Raw genomic sequence first — 19876 nt, 5'->3', positions numbered from 1 at the left:
GAACGCCGGCCCGCGCTGGCGTACGGCGGAACTCAGAACAGGGCGCTGGCCAGGGCCCGGCGGGCGGAGGCGACGGCGGGGTCGTCCTGGCCGGCGACGGTGAACAGGGCGATCAGGTGCTGGCGCGCCTTGTCCCGGTCGTCGCCGGAGGTGCGGCGGACCAGGTCGACCAGGCGGGCGTACGCCTGCTCGGCCATGCCGCTGAGCACCTCGATGTCGGCGGCGAGCAGCTGGGCGGGCACGTCGTCGGGGTTGGCCTCGGCGGCGGCGAGCGCCACGCGCGGGTCGGCGCCGGCGACCCGGCGGGCGAGCCCGACCTGGGCCAGGCCGGCCTCGGCGGCGGCGTCCGCCGGCGACTCGGCGAGGATCTTCTTGTACGCCTCCTCGGCGGCGTCCAGGTCGCCGCTCATCAGGGCGTCGTCGGCCTCGTCGAGGCGGGGGTCCCCCGGTGCGGCGGCGTCGACGCCGCCGGCCTTGAGCACCGCGCCGATCCACTGCCGCAGCTGGGCTTCGGGGACCGCGCCGGAGAACGCGTCGACGGGCCGGCCGCCGACCACCGCGTAGACCGTCGGGACCCCCTGCACCTGGAACATCTGAGCGATCCGCGGGTTGTCCTGGACGTCGATGCGGGCCAGCGCCCACGCGCCGCCGCCCTCGGCGGCCAGCCGCTCCAGCACCGGGGCGAACTGGTCGCTCTCCGGGTATCCGGCCGCGCCGAAGAAGACCACGACGGGCATGGCGGTGGACCGTTCGAGCACCTCGGCCTGGAGGTTGGCCTCTGTCACGTCGATCACGGAGCCGCCGCCGGTGGCGGCCGGCAGCCCGGTGGACGGACCGGCCTGAGCCGGTGTGCTGGGGCGGGTGGCGGGCGGTGCGGTGTTGCGCAGTGCGCTGAGGTCGACCGCGCCGCGGGTGAAGATCGACGAGGTGATCCGTGGGTCGCTCATGGTTATCTAGTCTCGCACGTGTCCCGCCGAACTCAGATCAACCGCGACGGCGACAGTTGCGACTCTCACCCCCGCCCCGGCCTGCGAGGAAGGGCCCCTTCCTAACGCTTTTCGGATAGGAAGGGGCCCTTCCTGACACCCGTCAGAAGCGGGCCGGCTCGCGGTAGGTGCCCCACTCGGCGCGCAGCGCGTCGCAGATCTCGCCGAGGGTCGCCTCGGCGCGGACCGCGTCGAGCATGGCCGGGATCATGTTCTCGCCGGTGCGGCCGACCTCGACCATCCGGGTCACCGCCGCGCGCGCCGCCGCGTCGTCGCGGGCCGCCTTGCGCTCGGCGAGCACCCGGCGCTGCTCCACCTCGACCTCGTGCGAGATGCGCAGGATCTCCAGGTCCTTGGCGATGGTGCCGGTGTGGCAGTTGACGCCGACGATGCGCTTGTCGCCCTTCTCCAGGGCCTGCTGGTAGACGAACGCGGACTCGGCGATGTGCCCGGTGAACCAGCCGTCCTCGATGCCGCGCAGGATGCCGGAGGTCATCGGGCCGATCTGGTGCGGGCCCTCGCCGCCGAGCTGCCGGATCCGGGCGAAGATCTCCTCCGCCTCGGCCTCGATCTTGTCGGTCAGCGCCTCGACGTACCAGGAGCCGCCGAGCGGGTCGGCCACGTTCACCACCCCGGTCTCCTCCATCAGCACCTGCTGCGTACGCAGGGCGATCTCGGCGGACTCGTCGGTGGGCAGCGCCAGGGTCTCGTCGAGGGCGTTGGTGTGCAGCGAGTTCGTCCCGCCGAGCACGGCGGCGAGCGCCTCGACGGCGGTGCGTACGACGTTGTTGACCGGCTGCTGGGCGGTCAGCGACACCCCGGCGGTCTGGGTGTGGAATCGCAGCCACAGCGCCTTCTCGCTGGTCGCGCCGTAGACGTCGCGCAGCCAGCGGGCCCAGATCCGGCGGGCGGCCCGGAACTTGGCGATCTCCTCGAAGAAGTCGACGTGCGAGTCGAAGAAGAAGCTCAGGCCGGGGGCGAACACGTTGACGTCCAGCCCGCGCGACAGCCCCAGCTCGACGTAGCCGAACCCGTCGGCGAGGGTGTACGCCAGCTCCTGCGCGGCGGTCGAGCCGGCCTCGCGGATGTGGTAGCCGGAGACCGAGAGCGGCTTGTAGCGGGGGATCTCGCGCGCGCAGTATTCCATCAGGTCGCCGATGAGGCGCAGGTGCGGCTCGGGGTCGAAGAGCCACTCCTTCTGCGCGATGTACTCCTTGAAGATGTCCGTCTGCAGCGTGCCGTCCAGGGTGGACAGGTCGGCGCCCTGCCGCTCGGCGGCGACGAGGTACATGCAGAACACCGGCACGGCCGGGCCGGAGATGGTCATCGAGGTGGTGACGGCGGCCAGGTCGATGCCGTCGAAGAGCACCTCCATGTCGGCGGCCGAGTCGACGGCCACCCCGCAGTGGCCGACCTCGCCGAGGGCCTGCGGGTCGTCGGAGTCGCGGCCCATCAGCGTCGGCATGTCGAAGGCCACGGAGAGGCCGCCGCCGCCCGCGCCGAGGATCATCTTGTAGCGCTCGTTGGTCTGCCGGGCGTTGCCGAAGCCGGCGAACTGCCGGATCGTCCAGGTCCGTCCCCGGTAGCCGGTCGGGTACAACCCCCGGGTGTACGGGAACTCGCCCGGCCAGCCGATCCGCTCGAAGCCCGGGTAGGCCACGCCCTCGGGCGGCCCGTAGACCGGGTCGACGGGCATCCCGGAGAGCGTGGTGAAGTCGGCGTCCCGCTTCCGCGCGGCGTCGTAGCGGGCCTGCCAGCGTGCCCGTCCGGCGGCGATCTCGTCGGCGTCCATGCGCAGGGCTCCTCCTCGAGTCCTCGTCAGAGGACCGAGTGTAATCCCCGGCCTGAACGATCGCTAAGGAGATGCGTACCGGCAGGTAACCGGGTCAGGCCGGCGGCGCGGCGGGGTCGCCGAGCGTCACGTCGTCCACCCGGATGTTGATCTCGTCGACCCGCAGCCCGTACGCCTCGACGGCCCGGGTCACCGCCGCCCGCACCCCGTCGGTCACCTGCGGCACCGGCTGGCCGGCGTCGATCACGATGACCAGGTTGACCACGGCCGCGCCGTTCGTGACGTGCGCCGAGCAGCCGCGCCGGGCGTCGCCGACCTGGTCCAGGCCGACCCGGTCGAACACGGCGTTGAAGAACCGGGCCACGTCGCCGCCGAGGTCGGCCACCCCGGGGACGGAACGCGCGGCGGCCACCGCGATCTTCTCCACCACCTCGTCCGAGACGTGGGTGGTCCCGCCCGCCACCGCGTCCGGCGTCACCGACAGCTCCTGCGTCGCCTCGTCAGCCATGCCTCTCCCCCAGTACGCGCACACCGCCCCACGACGACCGTGGAGCGGTGCGAGCGTACTCGTTGCCGAGGGTCCGCAGTGGACGCGTCAGGAGCCGATCTGCGCCAGCAACTCGTCGGCTGCGGCGTACGGGTCGAGCGCCCCCTCGGCCACCTTCGCGGCGAGCGCCGGCAGCTCCGTACCGTCGCGAAGTGAACCGATCCGGGCCCGCAGCACGCCCAACGTGATCGCCTCGATCTCGGCGGCGGCCCGCTTCTCGCGGCGGCGGCGCAGCTCGTCGTGTTCGACCAGCCAGCCGCGGTGCTTGTCGATCGCGGCGGCGATGTCGTCGATCCCCTCGCCCCGCGCGGCGATCGACCGGACCACCTGCGGCCGCCACTCGCCGGGCCCCCGCTCGCCGAGGGCGATCATGCCCTGGATGTCGCGGACGGTGGCGTCGGCGCCGTCCCGGTCGGCCTTGTTGACCACGAAGACGTCGGCGATCTCCAGGATGCCGGCCTTCACCGCCTGGATCGCGTCGCCCATGCCCGGGGCCAGCAGCACCAGCGTCGTGTCGGCCAGCGAGGCGACCTCGACCTCGGCCTGCCCGACACCGACGGTCTCCACCAGCACCACGTCGCAGCCGGCGCCCTCCAGCACCCGCACCGCCTGCGGGGTCGCCGCCGACAGGCCGCCGAGGTGGCCCCGGCTGGACATGGACCGGATGTAGACGCCCGGGTCGGTGGCGTGGTCCTGCATCCGGACCCGGTCGCCGAGGATCGCCCCGCCGGTGAACGGGCTGGACGGGTCGACGGCCAGCACCCCGACCCGGTGCCCGCGCGAGCGCAGCGCCCGGACCAGCTCGTTGGTGGTGGTCGACTTGCCCACCCCGGGGGACCCGGTCAGCCCGACCACCTGGGCCTGCCCCGCGTACGGCGCGAGGGCCGCCGCCACCCGGGGCAGCACCTCGTCGCCGGACTCGACCAGGGTGATCAGCCGGGCCACGGCACGCGGGTCACCGGCGCGGGCCCGCTCCACGAGCATCGGCACGTCCCGGCTGCGGCGCACCGACGGCACACCGGCGACCGGGACCTGCTCGACGGCTCCGCTCACTGCTGCTCGGCGGGGTCGGGCACGTGGATGATCAGGGCGTCGCCCTGGCCCCCGCCGCCGCAGAGCGCCGCCGCGCCGGTGCCGCCACCGCGCCGCCTGAGCTCCATGGCGAGGGTGAGCACCAGCCGGGCACCGGACATGCCGATCGGGTGGCCCAGCGCGATCGCGCCGCCGTTGACGTTGACCTTGTCGTCGCCGATGCCCAGGTCGCGCATGGACTGGATGCCGACCGCGGCGAACGCCTCGTTGATCTCGACCAGGTCGAGGTCCTCCACCCCCAGGCCGCCCTTGCGCAGGGCGTGGCTGATCGCGTTGGAGGGCTGCGAGTGCAGCGAGTTGTCCGGGCCCGCCACGTTGCCGTGCGCGCCGATCTCGGCGAGCCAGGTCAGCCCCAGCTCCCTGGCCTTCGCCTTGCTCATTACGACCACGGCCGCCGCACCGTCGGAGATCGGCGAGGCGCTGCCGGCGGTGATCGTGCCGTCGGAGGTGAACGCCGGGCGCAGCCGGCCCAACGACTCGACGGTGGTGTCCGGGCGGATGCCCTCGTCCTCGCTGATCACCACCGGGTCGCCCTTGCGCTGCGGGATGATCACCGGGGTGATCTCGTCGGCGAAGTGCCCGCTCTTCTGCGCGGCGGCGGCCCGCTGGTGGCTGGCCGCGGAGAAGGCGTCCTGCTCGGCGCGGGTGATGCCGTGCCGCGCGCCGTGCCGCTCGGTCGACTCGCCCATCGAGCAGCAGTCCCAGGCGTCGGTCAGCCCGTCGAGGGCCATGTGGTCCTTGATCGTCACGTCGCCGTACTTGTAGCCGGCGCGCTGGCCGAGCAGCAGGTGCGGGGCGTTGGTCATCGACTCCATGCCGCCGGCCACCACGACGTCGAACTCGCCGGCCCGGATGAGCTGGTCGGCCAGGGCGATCGCGTCCAGTCCGGAGAGGCAGACCTTGTTGATCGTCAGCGCCGGCACGGACATCGGGACGCCCGCCTCGACGGCGGCCTGGCGGGCCGGGATCTGCCCGGTGCCGGCCTGCAGGACCTGGCCCATGATGACGTACTGCACCTGCTCGGGGGGCACCCCGGCGCGCTCCAGCGCGGCCTTGATCGCGATGCCGCCGAGCTTGGTGGCGGGGAGGTCCTTGAGGTTGCCGAGCAGGCGCCCCATCGGGGTCCGCGCGCCGCTGACGATCACCGAAGCCATGTGCCTGCCTCCGAGGGGGGTGCCGAGCTGTGAACCTTAACGATTGTTCGGTTGGACGGGTGTTCGGTCAGACTAACGCCATGGCTGAGAACTCCCCCGCCGAGCCCGCTGCCGACTTCGTCACAGACATCGGCCTGCGCCGCATCGACCACGTCGGGATCGCCGTCGCCGACCTCGACGCCGCGATCGACTTCTATCAGCGCACCTTCGGCATGCGCTGCGTGCACACCGAGACCAACGCCGAGCAGGGCGTGCGCGAGGCGATGCTGACGGTCGGGCCGACCGCCGAGGGCGGCTGCGTGCAGCTGCTCGCCCCGCTCACCCCGGAGTCGACCATCGCCAAGTTCCTCGACCGCAACGGGCCGGGCGTGCAGCAGGTGGCGTACACGGTGACCGACATCGACGCGGCGTGCGCGGCGCTGCGCGAGCGCGGCCTGCGGCTGCTCTTCGAGACCCCACGCCGGGGCACCGCCGACTCCCGGATCAACTTCGTCCACCCCAAGGACGCGGGCGGCGTCCTCGTCGAGTTGGTCGAGCCCGCCCAGCGGTGAAAGGTGAAAGGAGGGGCCCCCTGTTAACGCATTCTGTGGAGCAGGGGCCCCTTCTTAACCACCCTGCCCCGCCCTGCCCCGCCTCGCGCCCCGGTGGCACCCGCCCCGGCACCACGACAGCCCCCGCGCGAGCGCAGTGGTGCGCGGCCGAGTTGATCGACTTCATGTCGGCGGCATGGCGGTATCAACGGGACGGGAAACCCCCGTCCGGCCGACATCAAGTCGATCAAGCGGTTCGGCAGCCGCCGACCCCCGGCACCGGCCGACAAGAAACCGGCACGGGCCGGCAAAGGACCGCCGGGCGCTCCCACGGCCCTTTTCCCGCACGCCCCCGCGCGCCCGACCACCCGCCCACCGGGCCGCCCGACCACCCGCCTCCAGCACGCCCGACCACCCGCCCGCTGGGCCGCCGGACCGGCCCCGGAGCTGCCAAGATCGCCCATCGATCGGACCCGCCCGACGGCGGCCTGTTGACCATGTAAACAGGACACGAAAGCCCCGCACCGCTCTTGCGAAGCACCCCGGGGGGTCTGCGAGTATGTCCCAATGCCCCAGCAGCAGTCCTCCCCTCTTGCGTTCTTCGATAACGCGAACTCGCAGCCAGATTTCACCGTTGGCCTGCGCGGATACAACGTCGGGCAGGTCGATGACTTCATCGGTCGGCTGACCGCCGCGCTGACCCAGTCCGAGCAGGCCCGCGCCGAGGCCGAGCAGCGGATGAACGACGCCCAGCGTCGGCTCCGCCAGGCCGAGCAGCGCCAGAGCGCGCTGGAGCAGAAGCTCGCCGAGACCAACAAGCAGCTCGAGGAGAACAGCCGGCCGACCCTGTCCGGCCTGGGCACCCGCGTCGAGCAGATCCTGCGGCTGGCCGAGGAGCAGGCCAACGACCACCGCAACGAGGCCAAGCGGGAGTCCGAGGGCATCCTCTCCGCGGCCCGCCTGGAGGCGCGCGAGATCACCGACAAGGCCCGCGCCGAGGCCGCCGCGATGAAGGCCACCGCCGAGCGCGAGGCCGGCAGCGTCCGCACCGCCGCCGAGCGCGAGGCCGCCGAGGTGCGCGTGCAGGCCCGTCGGGAGGCCGACACCCTGCGCGCCGACGCCGAGCGGGAGACCAAGCAGCTGCGCACCGTCACCGCGCACGAGGTCGCCGAGCTGAAGTCGACCGTCGAGCGTGAGGTCGCCACCCTGCGCGCCACCGCCGAGCGGGAGATCACCCAGCAGCGGGCGAAGGCCGCGCGGGAGGCCGAGGAGAAGCGCGCCGAGGCGACCAAGCTCCTCACCGATGCCCGCGACAAGCGCGACAAGGACCTCCAGGCGCTGGAGCTGCAGCTCGCCGAGCGGCGGGAGAAGGCCGAGCGCGAGGAGTCCGAGCGGCACGCGGCCCAGGTCGCCCAGACCCAGAAGCTGGTCGGCGAGGCCGAGCAGCGCGCCCGGGCGGCCCAGGAGCGGGCCAAGGAGATCGAGCAGCGCGCCGAGGCCCGCCGGGTCGAGTCCGAGCGCACCGCCAACGACACCGTCGAGAAGGCCAAGGCGCTGTCCGAGAAGACCCTCAACGAGGCCAAGGCCGAGGCGAAGCGGCTGCTCACGGAGGCCCGCACCGAGGCCGACCTGACCACCCAGGCCGCCCGCCGCGAGGTCGAGGACCTCACCCGGCAGAAGGACGCCGTCACCTCGCAGCTCGGCCAGATGCTGTCGGGCCTCGCCGGCATCGTGCCGGGCGTGCCGCCGGCGCAGGCCAAGCCGGAGCCGGCCAAGGCGGACAGCAAGGACGAGCGGGTGAACGCGGAGTCCGCCGGCTGAGCGACCGCACGGCCGGGGGGCATGGACACGGCGCGGGGTGACACCGGGTAACCGGTGTGACCCCGCGCCGTATGCGTTTCCCGCACTCTGGCCCGGACGCCGGTAACGGCAGTGAATCAGCTCCCATCCGGGGCGTCCGTATCGCCCCAGCCGAGCCGGATGCGTGTGAGGATGGGGGCATGTCGCACGGCGAGGAACTGTTCGCTCTCGGCGGGGATGTGACGACGGAGCCCAGCTTCGAGTCCGCCCTGCGGGGGTACGAGAAACGACAGGTCGACAGGTACGTCGCTCGCGCGGAGCACGAGATCGCGACACTGGCGGCCGAGCGGGAACAGGCGTACACCCAGATCCACAAGCTGGCCGGGCAGGTCGAGGTGCTGCAACGCGACCTCGCCCAGGTGCGCAAGCAGGTCGGCGTGGTGGACCGGGCCTCGTTCCGGCACCTCGGCCCCCGGGTGGAGCAGATCCTCGTCCTCGCCGAGGAGCAGGCCGACGACATCCTCGCCGCCGCCAACGAGGAGATCGAGGCGCGGCGGGCCGCCGCCGAGCACATCGTCGCCGAGGCCAAGGAGCAGGCCGCCCAGGCGCTCAAGGACTTCGAGATCGCCCTCGCCGCCCGGCGGGCCGAGGAGGAGCGGCACGGTGCCGCCCGACGCGCCGAGGCGGACGCCACGCTGAAGGCCGCCAAGGACGAGTCGACCCGGCTGCGCAAGGCCGCCCAGGAGGCCCTGGAGAAGGCCCAGCAGGAGGCCACCCAGCTCCGGGACGCCGCGAAGGAGATCCACACCCGGGCCCAGCAGGAGGCGACCAAGCTGCGCGAGGCCGCCAAGGAGGCCCTCGCCAAGGCCCAGCAGGAGGCCACCCAGCTCCGCGAGGCCGCCAAGGAGGTGCACGCCAAGGCCCAGCAGGAGGCGAAGCGGCTCACCGACAACGCCACCGAGGCCGGCCGGGCGACCCACGCCAAGGCGTTGCAGGAGGCCAAGCGGATCACCGACGACGCCGAGGGCGCGGCGAAGGCCACCCGCGACCGGGCCCGGCAGGAGGCCGAGCGGCTGACCGCGCAGGCGACCGAGGCCAGCAAGCGCCAACGCGCCGACACCGAGGCGTACGTGCAGCGGATGCGCACGGAGACCGAGGCGTACGTGCAGCAGTCCCGCGCCCAGACGCAGCAGGAGCTGGGTGCCTGGCGGGCCGGGGTGGAGCAGGAGGTCAACGGCCGGCGGGAGGCCGCCGACCGGGAGCTGGCCCAGCGCAAGGAGACCGCCGAGCGGGAACACTCCCAGCGCCGCGACGAGCTGGACCGGCAGCACGCGGCCCGGCAGGACGAGCTGGAGCAGCAGTTCACGGCCCGGCAGGACGAGCTGGAGCAGCAGTACACCGCCCGGCGGGCCGAGATCGAGGACGGTGCCGCGGAGATCCGGCGCGCCGCCGAGCAGGACGCCCTCGCGATGCGCCGGCAGGCCGAGGAGGAGGCCGCCGAGCTGCTGGGCCGGGCCGAGGCCGACGCGACCGACAGGCGACGCCGGGCCGACGAGCACGTCGCCGCCTCCCGTCGCCAGTTCGAGGAGTACGCGGCCACCACCCAGCAGCACCTGGCCACCACGCAGCAGCACCTCGCGGCGACCCAGCAGGAGGTGGCCGCCGGCCGCCAGCAGCTCGCCCAGGTGATGTTGGAGATCGCCCAGGCCCAGCAGCAGCTGGCCGACCTGCGGCAGGAGACCTGGCAGTCCCGGCAGGAGTCGGACGAGCTCCAGCACCAGCTGCTCGACCTGCGGCAGCAGCTGGCCGGTGCCCGCCTGTCGGCCAGCGTTCCGGCGAAGGCGACCGCCCCGGCGGTGTCCCTCGACGGCTCCGCACCGGACCCGGCCGCCGACGGCACGGCCCCGGTCAAGGCGGCTGCCGCTCCGGTCAAGGCGGCTGCCGCCCCGGGCAAGCCGGCCGAGGCCGCCACGTCGGGCAAGCCGGCCGCCGCCGGGCCCGGCGAGCCCGCGAAGCCCACCCCGATCAAGGCGACGGCCGACGCGGGAGCGGCGAAGACCGCACCCACCGACGACGCCGCCCCGGCCCGGACCCGGCCGGTGGCCGAGCCGGTCACCACGGTGGACGGCGGTGCGGCCAGCGCCGGGGTGGACGGCGAGCCGACGGTGGCCGCGGTGCCCGGCGAGGGCGGCCGGGGGGCGACCCCCACGAAGATCACCAGCACCGGTGAGAACGGTAAGCGGCCGACCAAGCCGACGACCGACGAGCGCAGCGCCAGGCCGAGCAAGGTGTCCGTCGAGTCCGAGTGAGCCGGGGTGGCCGGACCGTCCGCCCGGCAACTACCCTCCTGTCGGCAGGACCCGCGCCCGGCCGGGGCCGTGGGCGGCTGACGACCCTCCGGGCGCACCCGCCGGAGGGCGGAGGAGGTCTCGGTGGCGGACGGCGGACGGGCGCACGACGGGCAGCCGGACCACGCGCCGGTGGGCCACGGGCAGATGGACCACACCGGTCCGGACGGCGTCCCAGCGGGCCGCACCGACCCGGTCGGCCCCCCGCCGATGCGCTCCGCACCGGATCGGACCGCACCGGATCGGACCGCACCGGACGACGACCGGGCGGACCTCGGCGACCCCGGCGACTTCGACCCGCCCGGGTCGCCCGCCGCCAGCTCGGGCCGCTTCGGCGTGCCGGGGCGGCCCCTGCGCCGCAACAGCTTTCTCGTCGGCTTTACCGGCGCGCTCGGCGTGCTGCTGGCGTACGCCGTCTTCCTCGGCGTCCGCAACTCGGCCGGCATCCTGGTGCTGGTCGTCATCGCGCTCTTCCTCGCCGTCGGGCTGAATCCGGCGGTGGTCCGGCTGCGCTCGTGGGGCCTGCCCAACGGGCTGGCCGTCACGGCGGTGACGCTGATCGTGCTGCTGCTGATCGTCGGCGGCCTGGTGGCGCTGGTCCCGCCGGTGGTCACCCAGTCCGGGCAGTTCGTCGAGCAGCTGCCCAGCTACGTTGACGAGCTGCGCCGCAACGAGGCCGTCAACGACTTCGTCGTCCGGTACGACGTGATGGCCAAGGTGCAGGCCGCGGCCAACGCCGACACGATCGGGCGGGCGCTGGGCGGGGTCCTCGGCGGCGCCCAGCTCATCTTCGGCACGGTCTTCCGGGCGCTCACCGTGCTGGTGTTGACGATCTACTTCCTCGCGTACTTCGACCGGCTGCGCCGCGTGGGGTACGCGCTGGTGCCCCGCTCCCGCCGGCACCGAGTGCAGCTCATCGGCGACGAGATCCTGGCGAAGGTCGGCGCGTACATGGTGGGCGCCCTGAGCATCGCCGTGCTGGCCGGCGTGACCACCTTCGTGTTCGCGCTGGCCGTCGGGCTGCCGTACCCGTTCGCGCTGGCCGTGGTGGTCGCGGTGACCGACCTGATCCCGCAGATCGGCGCCACCCTCGGCGCGGTGGTGGTCAGCCTCGTCGGCTTCGCCACCGACCTGCCGGTGGGGATCGCCTGCGTCGCGTTCTTCGTGGTCTACCAGCAGGTGGAGAACTACCTGATCTACCCGAAGGTGATGCGCCGCTCGGTCGAGGTCAACGAGGTCGCGGCCCTGCTCGCCGCACTGCTGGGGGTGTCGCTGATGGGCGTGGTCGGCGCGCTGATCGCGATCCCGACGGTGGCCGCCGGCCAGCTCATCCTGCGCGAGGTGGTGCTGCCCCGCCAGGACGCCCGCTGACGGGCGACCGACCCGCCCCGGCTCAGTCGGCGGAGCCGGCCTTCGGGCCCGGCACCGGGACGTCGGCGAACGAGGCGACCGTCCGGTCGGCGTACGCGCTGACGTCGCCGGTGGTCATCGGCCCGTCCCAGGTGCGCGGCAGGGGCAGCGGGGCGGCCGGGTTGACCCGGCGGACGATCTCGTCGAGCACGGTTTCGGCGTCGCCGACCCACAGGTGCTTCGCGCCGGGCACCCCGACCACCTCGGCCTGCGGCACCGCCGCGAAGCGCCGCCGCGCCTCGTCGGGGCGCAGGTAGTCGTCGAACTCCGGCACCAGGGCGGTCAGCGGCTTGCCCTCCTGCGCCCAGTGGGCGAGATCCTCGGGGGCGGAGAAGCGCAGCGGCGGGGAGAGCAGGATCGCGCCGGCCACCGCCGGGTCGCAGCCGTACTTGAGGGTCAGGTCGGTGCCGAACGACCAGCCGACCAGCCAGACGTTCGGCAGCTCGGCGAACTCGGCGTACTCGATGGCGGCGGCGACGTCGAAGCGCTCGCCGACGGCGTTGTCGAACGCTCCCTCGCTGGTGCCCCGCACGCTGCTGGTGCCGCGCGTGTTGAACCGGAGCACGGCCAGGTCGGCCAGCGCCGGCAGCCGCCAGGCGGCCTTGCGGAAGACGTGGCTGTCCATCATCCCGCCGTGGGTGGGCAGCGGGTGCAGGCAGACCAGCGTGCCGGCCGGCTCCTTCCCGACGGGGCGGGCCAGCTCGCCGACGAGGGTCAGGCCGTCGGCGGTGTGCAGCTCGATGTCCTCGCGGTGCCCGGGCAGGATCGAGGACGCGCGGATCGGTGTGCTCACCGTCCCAGTCTCGCGCGTCGGCGCCGGCACCGCCCGCCCGGGCGGAAACAGGGTGATCCAGATCGCTCAGCCGTAGCGGGGCGCGCCCCGCCCGCGCTGGATGCCGGGGCCGCGCCGGTCCCGCGCCCGCCAGCACCCGCTGTGCCAGTGCCGGCGGTCGGTCAGGTCGCCCCGGTCGTCGGCCGGCCAGGCCACCAGGTGCGCCACCCCCGGGCGGATCTCCTGGTCGCAGCCCGGGCAGCGGTACGTCTTGACCGACGCGCCGCCGCTGATCCCGCGCACCTGCCAGTCGCCGTCGCGCCACTGCTGCACGGTGGGCACCCCGTGGCGGGCCCGGTCGGCGTCGAGGTGGGCGTGCTCGTCCCGGCGGGGACGGTTGCGACGGGGGCTCACCTCGTCAAGGTTACGGTCGGTTCCCGCCACCGGCCCGGCGAGGTGCGCCTGCGCGACGGCCCGGCCGGCGGCCGGTGCCACGCGCGGGGGCGGCCCGGCCGGCGGCCGGTGCCACGCGCGGGGGCGGCCCGGCCGGCGGCGGGTGCCACGCGCGGGGCGGCCCGGTCAGCGGGCGGTGTGGTCGCGGAAGCCGCGCCCCGCCTCGCGGCCCAGGTAGCCGGCGGTGACGAGGTGCTCCAGCAGCGGTGCCGGGGCGAAGCCGGGGTCGCGCAGCTCGCGGTACAGCGCGCGCTGGCTGGCGAGCGTCACGTCCAGGCCGACCGCGTCCAGCAGCTCGAACGGGCCCGTCGGGTAGCCGCAGCCGAGCTTCATCGCGTGGTCGATGTCGTCGACGGTGGCGTAGCCGGCCTCCAGCATCTTCACCGCGTCGTTCAGGTACGGGAAGAGCAGCGCGTCGACCACGAAACCGGCCCGGTCGCCGCAGACCACGGCGGTCCTGCCGAGCGTCGCGCAGACGGCGCGGGCGGTGGCGGTGGCCTCCTCGCCGGTGCGGATGGTCCGCACGATCTCCACCAGGGGCCGCGCCGGCACCGGGCCGGCGAAGTGCAGCCCGACCACGTCGGCGGGCCGCCCGGTGGCCATCGCGATGTCGATCACCGGCAGCGACGAGGTGGTGGTGGCGAGCACGACGCCCGGCTTGCAGACGCCGTCGAGGCTGGCGAACAGCTCCTTCTTGACGCCCAGGTCCTCCGCCACGGCCTCGACGACCAGGTCGACCTCGGCCAGCCCGTCGAGCGGCTCCGCGCCCGGGGCCACCTGGACCACGTCGTACCCGGCCCCGGCGAAGACCTCGACGAGCCCGGCGGCCGTCGCGCCGGAGCCGACGACGCCGACCCGGGCGACGCGGCGCGCGCCGTCGCCGGCCGCCGGCCGCTCCTGCGGGGTCGACTCGTCCGGTACGACCTTCGACGAGCCCGGCTTCTCGTAGGTGTAGAAGCCCCGGCCGGACTTGCGGCCGAGCAGACCCGCGGTGACCATCTGCCTGACCAGCGGCACCGGGGCGTGCCGGCGGTCCCGCCCGCCGCGCCGGTACATGGTGTCCAGGATCTCGTACGCGGTGTCGAGGCCGATCAGGTCCAGCAGGGCGAGCGGCCCCATCGGCAGGCCGCCGCCAAGCTTCATGGCGGCGTCGATGTCCTCGCGGCTGGCGTAGCGCGACTCGAACATCGCCACGGCGTGGTTGAGATAGCCGAAGAGCAGCGCGTTGGCGATGAAGCCGGCCCGGTCGCCGATGGTGACGTCGACCTTGCCGAGCCGGGCGCAGAGGGCCTCGACGTCGGCGACCACGTCGGCGGCGGTCACCACCGTGCGGACCACCTCGACCAGCTTCATCACGGGGGCCGGGTTGAAGAAGTGGATGCCGACGACCTGCTGGGGTCGGCCGGTGGCGACGGAGACCTCGGTGACCGACAGCGAGGACGTGTTGGTGGCGAGGATCGCGTCGGGCCTGCAGACCCGGTCCAGCTCGGCGAAGATCCGCCGCTTGAGGTCGAGGCGCTCGGGGACCGCCTCGACCACCAGGTCCACCGAGTGCAGCGCGTCCAGCCCTACCTGGAAGTCGACCCGGGCCAGCAGGGCGTCCCGGTCGGCCTCGGCGAGCTTGCCCCGGGCGACGGCCCGGTCGGTCGAGCCGGTCAGGTTGGCCCGGCCACGGTCGAGGGCGGCCTCGGAGACCTCGACCGCGACGACGTCGATGCCGTTGCGCGCGAAGACCTCGACGATGCCGGCACCCATGGTGCCCAGCCCCACAACGCCCACGCTGGTGAACTCGCGCGCCACGACCGGCCTCCCCAATGCTGCGCGGGACCGCGGGGACGGGACCCCGCGGGACCGCATGAACGGTCACTAAGGTTATGCGCGCGAGTCTGCCACGTGACGGACCGTCGCCGGGACGCGGAGGGGGCCGCAGAGCCGGTCGGGCGGCTCAGCGGCTCCGGTCGGTCAGCGCCAGCAGCTCGGCGACGAACTCCGCCGGCCGCTCCAGGTGCGGGCTGTGCCCGCAACCCGGCAACACCACCTCGTGGTACGCCCCGCCGGCCGCAGCGTACCGGTCGAGCACCGCCCGGGTCTGCCCGACCATCGGCTGCGGCGGGCAGTCCCGCTCCCCCGGCCAGCCGGGCACCACCCCGAGCGACCCGAGGTGTGCCAGGTCGAACAGCGAGGTGTCCGACACGATCACGTCGGCGTCGCCGCGTACCCAGGTGACGGGGGGCTTGCCGGCGACGGCGACGAGGTCGTCGGCGATGCGGAAGTGGGCCGGAGCGAGGGCGTTGAGCACGCCGCTGTCGCCGGCCGCGGTGCCCGGCCAGTGCGGCGAGGCGACCGCCGTGCCGGGGTAGTTGCCGTCCCCCGTCGCGGTGGACAGGAGGCTGTCCAGCAGCAGCTCCTCGTCGTCGCCGAGCGACGCCGGGTCGGCCACGTACGCGGTCCGCAGCACGCTGCGGGGGCTGGTCGGGCCGTCCGCGCCCCGGTCACCGGCGGCCAGCCGGGCCACGAAGTCCCCGTTCGCGGTGCCGCCGCCGGTGCCCGCGAAGTCGGGCGTGGTCGGCGTGCCGTCGAGGTCCCGGGTGCCGCCGAAGCCGTACGGGGAGACGGGCGCGGAGAGCAGCAGCCCGGCCACCCGGTCGGGGTGGTCGACCAGCAGCCGCATCGCCACGCCCCCGCCGAGGGAGTGCCCGACCACCACCGGCCGCGCGCCGGGGGCGAAGAGCCCCGGGGCGTCGAGCAGGGCGGCCACGTCGTCGGCGAAGTCCCGCAGCCCCCGGGTGGCGTCCACCGCGGCGGTCTCGGTGTCGCCGTAACCGCGCAGGTCCGGGGCGACCACCCGGAGGGTGTCGGGCAGCCGCCGCAGCAGCGGCTCCCAGAACGCCGATGACGAACAGTTGCCGTGCACCAGCAGCACGGGCGCGCCGTCGGGTGACCCCGCCACCCGGACCCGCTGGACGATGCCGTTGGCCTGCACGGTGTGCTGCGTGCTCTCCATGCCGCGGCATGCTGCCACGCGGCGGCGGCCGGCTCCATGTGGCCGGCCCACATGAAAGGAGGGGCCCCTTGTTAACGCATACGGTAGAGAAGGGTCCCCTGCTCACCCCGCCACCCGGCGGAGCCAGGCGGCGGCCAGGCGGGGGTCAGGCGCGGGCGGCCGGCGGGGCGGCGACGGGCAGCGGCAGGGTCGGCCGGCGGTCGCGGCGCTGCGGGCCCAGTTGGGGGGCCAGCCGCAGCCCGACCGGGTCCGTCCGGGCCAGGCCCGGGTCGAAGAAGCGCAGCTCGGTGCGGCCCAGCCGGATCACGTCCCCGTCGGAGAGCAGCTCCGGCACCTCGATCCGGCGGTCGTTGAGCCACGTGCCGTTGGTCGAGCCCAGGTCCTCAAGCCACACCCCGTCGGCGGCCAGCCGTACGCTGGCGTGCCGGCGACTCAGGTGTGGATCGTCGACGCTGACCTGCACGGTCGTCGCACGGCCGATCACCTGGGGCGTGCGGCTGAGCCGGAAGCTCGCCCCACGCATCGGTCCACCCGCCACCGTCAGCAGCGGCATCAGTTCCGGAAAGTCCTCCATGGACGGTCAGCCTCCAGCCACCGGTGTCCGGCGTCAGCCTGCCAGCACACCGTATCGATGCCCACCACCGCCCGGACACCTCCCAGCCCCCGGGCGGACAACTCCCGTTAGCCGGTTCGGCTTGCGGCGCGGCGCACCAGGGCCATTGGTCCCGCGCCGGGCACCGGCCCCGGGAGCCGCCGGCCCCGCGCCGGGGACCGCTGACCAGCCCGACCGAACACCTACCGACGAGTAGCTTCGGGGTCTAGACTTCCGCCATGACGGCTGTACGTGTCCCGGGTGCCCCGATCATCTCAGACGGGCGGCTGGTCTCCACCAGCCCCGCCACCGGGGCCGAGGTGGGTCGGCTGCCCGTCGCCGCCGGGGACGACGTCGCGCGGGCGGTCGAGCAGGCCCGGGAGGCGGCCGGCTGGTGGGCGGGGCTCGGCTTCACCGGCCGCCGGGAGCGGCTGCTGCGCTGGCGGGGTGTCCTCGCCCGGCGGATCGAGGAGCTGGCCGAGCTGATGCACGCCGAGGGCGGCAAGCCCGTCCCGGACGCGATCGTCGAGGTCCTCACCGCCATCGAGCACATCGACTGGGCCGCCCGCAACGCCGGCCGGGTGCTACGCCCGCGCCGCGTGCGCTCCCGGCTCATCCTGGCCGAGTTCACCGGCCACCTCGAATACCAGCCGTACGGGGTGGTCGGCGTCATCGGGCCGTGGAACTACCCGGTCTTCACCCCGATCGGCTCCACGGCGTACGCGCTCGCCGCCGGCAACACGGTCGTGCTGAAGCCCAGCGAATACACCCCCGTCGTCGGCCAGTGGCTGGTCGACAGCCTCGCCGAGGTGGTGCCCGAGCAGCCCGTCCTCACCGCCGTGCACGGCCTCGGTGACGTCGGCGCGGCCCTGTGCCGCTCCGGCGTGAACAAGCTGGCCTTCACCGGCTCGACGGCCACCGCCAAGAAGGTGATGGCCGCCTGCGCCGAGACGCTCACCCCGGTCCTGCTGGAGGCGGGCGGCAAGGACGCGATGATCGTCGACAGCGACGCCGACCTCGACGCCGCCGCCGAGGCGTGCGTCTGGGGCGGGCTCACCAACGCCGGCCAGACCTGCATCGGCATCGAGCGGGTGTACGCCGTCGAACCCGTCTTCGACGTCTTCGTCGGCAAGGTCGTCGAGCGGGCCGGCCGGCTGACGGTCGGCGCCGACGGGTCCGACATCGGCCCGATCACCATGCCCGGCCAGCTCGACGTGATCCGCCGGCACATCGACGACGCGCTGGCCCGGGGCGGGCGTGCGGTCCTCGGCGGCGCCGAGGCGGTGCAGCCGCCCTACGTGCGGCCGACCATCCTGGTCGACGTGCCGGAGGACTCGCTCGCCGTCCGCGAGGAGACCTTCGGCCCGACGCTGACGATCAACCGGGTCCGCGACGCCGAGGAGGCGATCACCCGCGCCAACGCGCTCCCGTACGGCCTGGGGGGGTCGGTCTTCGGCCGGCGGCGGGCCGTGGCCATCGCGCGGCGGCTGCGCTCGGGGATGGCCGCGGTGAACTCCACCCTGACGTTCGCAGGGATGTCCACCCTGCCGTTCGGCGGCGTCGGCGAGTCCGGCTTCGGCCGCATCCACGGCGAGGACGGGCTGCGCGAGTTCGGCCGTCCCAAGGCCGTCACCCGCCGCCGGGCCCGGTCGCTGCTGCCGGCGATGACCTTCGAGCGCACCCCCGCCGACGTCGCCCGCCTGGTCAAGGTCACCAAGCTGTTGTACGGCCGCAGGCGCTGACCCGGCCCGCGCAGGCGGCCCTCAGAACAGGGTCAGCTCGTCGCGCTCGATGCCGCGCAGCTTGTCGTAGTCGACGACGACGCACCGGATGCCCCGGTCCGTGGCCAGCACCCGCGCCTGCGGCTTGATCTCCTGGGCGGCGAAGACGCCGGTCACCGGGGCGAGCAGGGGGTCACGGTTCATCAGTTCGAGGTAGCGGGTGAGCTGCTCCACCCCGTCGATCTCGCCGCGCCGCTTCACCTCGACGGCGACGGCGCCGAGGTCGGCGTCCCGGCAGAGCAGGTCCACCGGCCCGATCGCCGTCATGTACTCCCGGCGCACCAGCGTGTAGCCCTCGCCCAGCGCCGTCGGGTTGGCCGCCAGCAACTCCTGGAGGTGCGCCTCGACGCCGTCCTTGCGCAGGCCGGGGTCGACGCCCAGCTCGTACGAGGTGTCCTGGAAGACCTCCTCCAGGGTGATCCGCAGTTCCTCGCCGGCCTTGTTGACCACCCGCCACACGCCGGGGGCCTCCTCCAGCCGGCAGGGCGGACTCATCCAGTTCAACGGCTTGTACGCCCGGTCGTCGGCGTGGATCGACACCGACCCGTCCGCCTTCACCATCAACAGGCGTGTGGCCAACGGCAGGTGTGCCGAGAGCCGTCCGACGTAGTCCACCGAGCACTTCGCAATCACCAGCCGCACCCGACGAGGGTAGCCCAGACCCCGGCGTCCGCCGCCGAGCGGCACTGGCGCGCCGGTGCGATGCTGAGACGGTGTTCGAAGTCCTCACGGGTACCGGGCTGGCCGCGTCGGCCGGCCTGAACGCCTACATACCCCTGCTGACCATGGGACTGCTGGCCCGCTACACCGACCTGATCGACCTGCCCAGCGGCTGGCAGTGGCTCGGCAACGGCTGGGTCGTCGCCATCCTCGCGGTGCTGCTCACCGTCGAGGTCGTCGCCGACAAGGTGCCGGTGCTCGACCACGTCAACGACGTCGTCCAGACCGTGGTCCGGCCGACCGCCGGCGGCCTCGCCTTCGGCGCGGGCTCCACCTCCGAGACGGTCACCGTGAGCGACCCGGGCAGCTTCTTCTCGTCCAACGACTGGGTGCCGGTGGTCACCGGCGTGCTCATCGCGCTCGGCGTCCATCTGCTCAAGTCCGCCGCCCGCCCGGTGATCAACGCGACCACCGCCGGCTTCGGCGCGCCGGTCGCCAGCACCGCCGAGGACGCCACCAGCGTCGTCATGTCCCTGGTGGCGATCATCCTGCCGGTGCTGGTGCTGGCCTTCCTGCTCGGCCTGGTCGCCTTCACCGTCTGGTTCCTGCGCCGCCGCCGGGACCGTCGCCGCGAACGCCAGGCCGCCCGCGCCGCCGGCTACCGCGTCTGATCTGGTACGCCCCGCGCAACCGCCGCCGGCCGGGCCCCTGTTGTCGGGGTCCGGCCGGCGGCGTGTGTGTATGTGTGTGGTGTCAGCTGTTGTTCCAGTGCTGGGTGACGAGGTCGGCGGCCTGCTGTTCCCACTGCGCGTAGGCGTCGGGGTAGGCGGAGACCTGCACCGTCTGGGCGGCGTCGGTCAGGGGCATGTCCTGCCAGCCGTCGACCTGTCGGAGGCCCTTGAGGAACGCCGTCGTCGCGTACTGCGGGTCGGTGATCTGCTCCGGCGAACCCCAC

The 19876-nt window shown here is 73.9% G+C and carries 17 protein-coding genes and 1 pseudogene; 6 read left to right on the top strand and 12 right to left on the bottom strand.

Annotated elements, in window-relative coordinates:
* Positions 1-32: 32 nt before the first annotated feature.
* The 5 genes from ACVMYR_RS30155 to ACVMYR_RS30135 all read right to left on the bottom strand — a co-directional run bounded on the left by ACVMYR_RS30155 (position 33) and on the right by ACVMYR_RS30135 (position 5571).
* Positions 33-947 (bottom strand): tetratricopeptide repeat protein, encoded by a 915-nt coding sequence (locus ACVMYR_RS30155; RefSeq protein ID WP_077938565.1) that lies wholly within the window; start codon positions 945-947, stop codon positions 33-35.
* A 142-nt stretch (positions 948-1089) separates the two neighbouring features.
* The gene (locus tag ACVMYR_RS30150) at positions 1090-2778 is read right to left on the bottom strand and encodes an acyl-CoA mutase large subunit family protein (protein WP_077938564.1); all 1689 of its coding nucleotides are present in this window, start codon (positions 2776-2778) and stop codon (positions 1090-1092) included.
* 94 nt (positions 2779-2872) lie between these two features.
* Complete coding sequence (locus ACVMYR_RS30145) at positions 2873-3286, bottom strand: Asp23/Gls24 family envelope stress response protein (protein ID WP_043966105.1); 414 nt, start codon at positions 3284-3286, stop codon at positions 2873-2875.
* A gap of 87 nt (positions 3287-3373) precedes the next feature.
* Complete coding sequence (meaB, locus tag ACVMYR_RS30140; RefSeq protein ID WP_255705467.1) at positions 3374-4309, bottom strand: methylmalonyl Co-A mutase-associated GTPase MeaB; 936 nt, start codon at positions 4307-4309, stop codon at positions 3374-3376.
* Between the two features lie 65 nt (positions 4310-4374).
* Positions 4375-5571, bottom strand: coding sequence for an acetyl-CoA C-acetyltransferase (locus ACVMYR_RS30135; RefSeq protein ID WP_457123408.1), 1197 nt, complete (start codon positions 5569-5571; stop codon positions 4375-4377).
* 80 nt (positions 5572-5651) lie between these two features.
* Here ACVMYR_RS30135 and mce point away from each other — a divergent pair, with 80 nt between their 5' ends.
* The 4 genes from mce to ACVMYR_RS30115 all read left to right on the top strand — a co-directional run bounded on the left by mce (position 5652) and on the right by ACVMYR_RS30115 (position 11620).
* Positions 5652-6122, top strand: a complete 471-nt coding sequence (gene mce / locus ACVMYR_RS30130; RefSeq protein ID WP_077938561.1) for a methylmalonyl-CoA epimerase — start codon at positions 5652-5654, stop codon at positions 6120-6122.
* Between the two features lie 546 nt (positions 6123-6668).
* Entirely contained in the window at positions 6669-7922 is a 1254-nt protein-coding gene (locus ACVMYR_RS30125) for a coiled-coil domain-containing protein (protein ID WP_043966097.1), read from the top strand.
* A gap of 179 nt (positions 7923-8101) precedes the next feature.
* Positions 8102-10210, top strand: coding sequence for a hypothetical protein (locus tag ACVMYR_RS30120; protein WP_457123407.1), 2109 nt, complete (start codon positions 8102-8104; stop codon positions 10208-10210).
* 186 nt (positions 10211-10396) lie between these two features.
* The gene (locus ACVMYR_RS30115; RefSeq protein WP_457123430.1) at positions 10397-11620 is read left to right on the top strand and encodes an AI-2E family transporter; all 1224 of its coding nucleotides are present in this window, start codon (positions 10397-10399) and stop codon (positions 11618-11620) included.
* Between the two features lie 22 nt (positions 11621-11642).
* Here ACVMYR_RS30115 and ACVMYR_RS30110 read toward each other — a convergent pair whose 3' ends face one another.
* The 5 genes from ACVMYR_RS30110 to ACVMYR_RS30090 form a co-directional block, all read right to left on the bottom strand.
* Positions 11643-12452: an alpha/beta hydrolase gene (locus tag ACVMYR_RS30110; RefSeq protein WP_396789061.1), complete on the bottom strand. Its 810-nt coding sequence runs from the start codon at positions 12450-12452 to the stop codon at positions 11643-11645.
* 66 nt (positions 12453-12518) lie between these two features.
* Complete coding sequence (locus ACVMYR_RS30105) at positions 12519-12845, bottom strand: hypothetical protein (RefSeq protein WP_043966091.1); 327 nt, start codon at positions 12843-12845, stop codon at positions 12519-12521.
* Positions 12846-13010: 165 nt separating this feature from the next.
* The gene (locus tag ACVMYR_RS30100) at positions 13011-14684 is read right to left on the bottom strand and encodes a 3-hydroxyacyl-CoA dehydrogenase family protein (protein WP_457123406.1); all 1674 of its coding nucleotides are present in this window, start codon (positions 14682-14684) and stop codon (positions 13011-13013) included.
* Positions 14685-14829: 145 nt separating this feature from the next.
* Positions 14830-15888: an alpha/beta fold hydrolase gene (locus tag ACVMYR_RS30095; protein WP_091281161.1), complete on the bottom strand. Its 1059-nt coding sequence runs from the start codon at positions 15886-15888 to the stop codon at positions 14830-14832.
* A gap of 145 nt (positions 15889-16033) precedes the next feature.
* Entirely contained in the window at positions 16034-16462 is a 429-nt protein-coding gene (locus ACVMYR_RS30090; RefSeq protein ID WP_077938555.1) for an FHA domain-containing protein, read from the bottom strand.
* A 257-nt stretch (positions 16463-16719) separates the two neighbouring features.
* On the opposite strand from ACVMYR_RS30090, the gene ACVMYR_RS30085 reads away from it, so the two are divergent.
* Positions 16720-18222 (top strand): aldehyde dehydrogenase family protein, encoded by a 1503-nt coding sequence (locus tag ACVMYR_RS30085; RefSeq protein WP_457123405.1) that lies wholly within the window; start codon positions 16720-16722, stop codon positions 18220-18222.
* 21 nt (positions 18223-18243) lie between these two features.
* Here ACVMYR_RS30085 and nucS read toward each other — a convergent pair whose 3' ends face one another.
* Positions 18244-18903, bottom strand: coding sequence for an endonuclease NucS (gene nucS / locus ACVMYR_RS30080; protein WP_043966085.1), 660 nt, complete (start codon positions 18901-18903; stop codon positions 18244-18246).
* 71 nt (positions 18904-18974) lie between these two features.
* Between nucS and ACVMYR_RS30075 the strand changes: the two genes are divergently transcribed.
* Positions 18975-19592 (top strand): DUF4126 domain-containing protein, encoded by a 618-nt coding sequence (locus tag ACVMYR_RS30075; RefSeq protein ID WP_077938553.1) that lies wholly within the window; start codon positions 18975-18977, stop codon positions 19590-19592.
* 82 nt (positions 19593-19674) lie between these two features.
* Here ACVMYR_RS30075 and ACVMYR_RS30070 read toward each other — a convergent pair.
* Positions 19675-19876, bottom strand: a pseudogene (locus ACVMYR_RS30070) (hypothetical protein); the annotation flags it as partial.

It is taken from the genome of Micromonospora sp. PTRAS2, from assembly GCF_054052245.1.
Note: the sequence above shows the minus strand (reverse complement) of the source record. Positions and strands in the feature narration are given on the sequence as shown.

Excerpts from the sequence above, each read along its gene's own strand:
- ACVMYR_RS30155 (WP_077938565.1), bottom strand. The coding sequence starts at position 947 with ATGAGCGACCCACGGATCACCTCGTCGATCTTCACCCGCGGCGCGGTC.
- ACVMYR_RS30150 (WP_077938564.1), bottom strand. The coding sequence starts at position 2,778 with ATGGACGCCGACGAGATCGCCGCCGGACGGGCACGCTGGCAGGCCCGC.
- ACVMYR_RS30145 (WP_043966105.1), bottom strand. The coding sequence starts at position 3,286 with ATGGCTGACGAGGCGACGCAGGAGCTGTCGGTGACGCCGGACGCGGTG.
- meaB (WP_255705467.1), bottom strand. The coding sequence starts at position 4,309 with ATGCTCGTGGAGCGGGCCCGCGCCGGTGACCCGCGTGCCGTGGCCCGG.
- ACVMYR_RS30135 (WP_457123408.1), bottom strand. The coding sequence starts at position 5,571 with ATGGCTTCGGTGATCGTCAGCGGCGCGCGGACCCCGATGGGGCGCCTG.
- mce (WP_077938561.1), top strand. The coding sequence starts at position 5,652 with ATGGCTGAGAACTCCCCCGCCGAGCCCGCTGCCGACTTCGTCACAGAC.
- ACVMYR_RS30125 (WP_043966097.1), top strand. The coding sequence starts at position 6,669 with ATGCCCCAGCAGCAGTCCTCCCCTCTTGCGTTCTTCGATAACGCGAAC.
- ACVMYR_RS30120 (WP_457123407.1), top strand. The coding sequence starts at position 8,102 with ATGTCGCACGGCGAGGAACTGTTCGCTCTCGGCGGGGATGTGACGACG.
- ACVMYR_RS30115 (WP_457123430.1), top strand. The coding sequence starts at position 10,397 with ATGGACCACACCGGTCCGGACGGCGTCCCAGCGGGCCGCACCGACCCG.
- ACVMYR_RS30095 (WP_091281161.1), bottom strand. The coding sequence starts at position 15,888 with ATGGAGAGCACGCAGCACACCGTGCAGGCCAACGGCATCGTCCAGCGG.
- ACVMYR_RS30090 (WP_077938555.1), bottom strand. The coding sequence starts at position 16,462 with ATGGAGGACTTTCCGGAACTGATGCCGCTGCTGACGGTGGCGGGTGGA.
- ACVMYR_RS30085 (WP_457123405.1), top strand. The coding sequence starts at position 16,720 with ATGACGGCTGTACGTGTCCCGGGTGCCCCGATCATCTCAGACGGGCGG.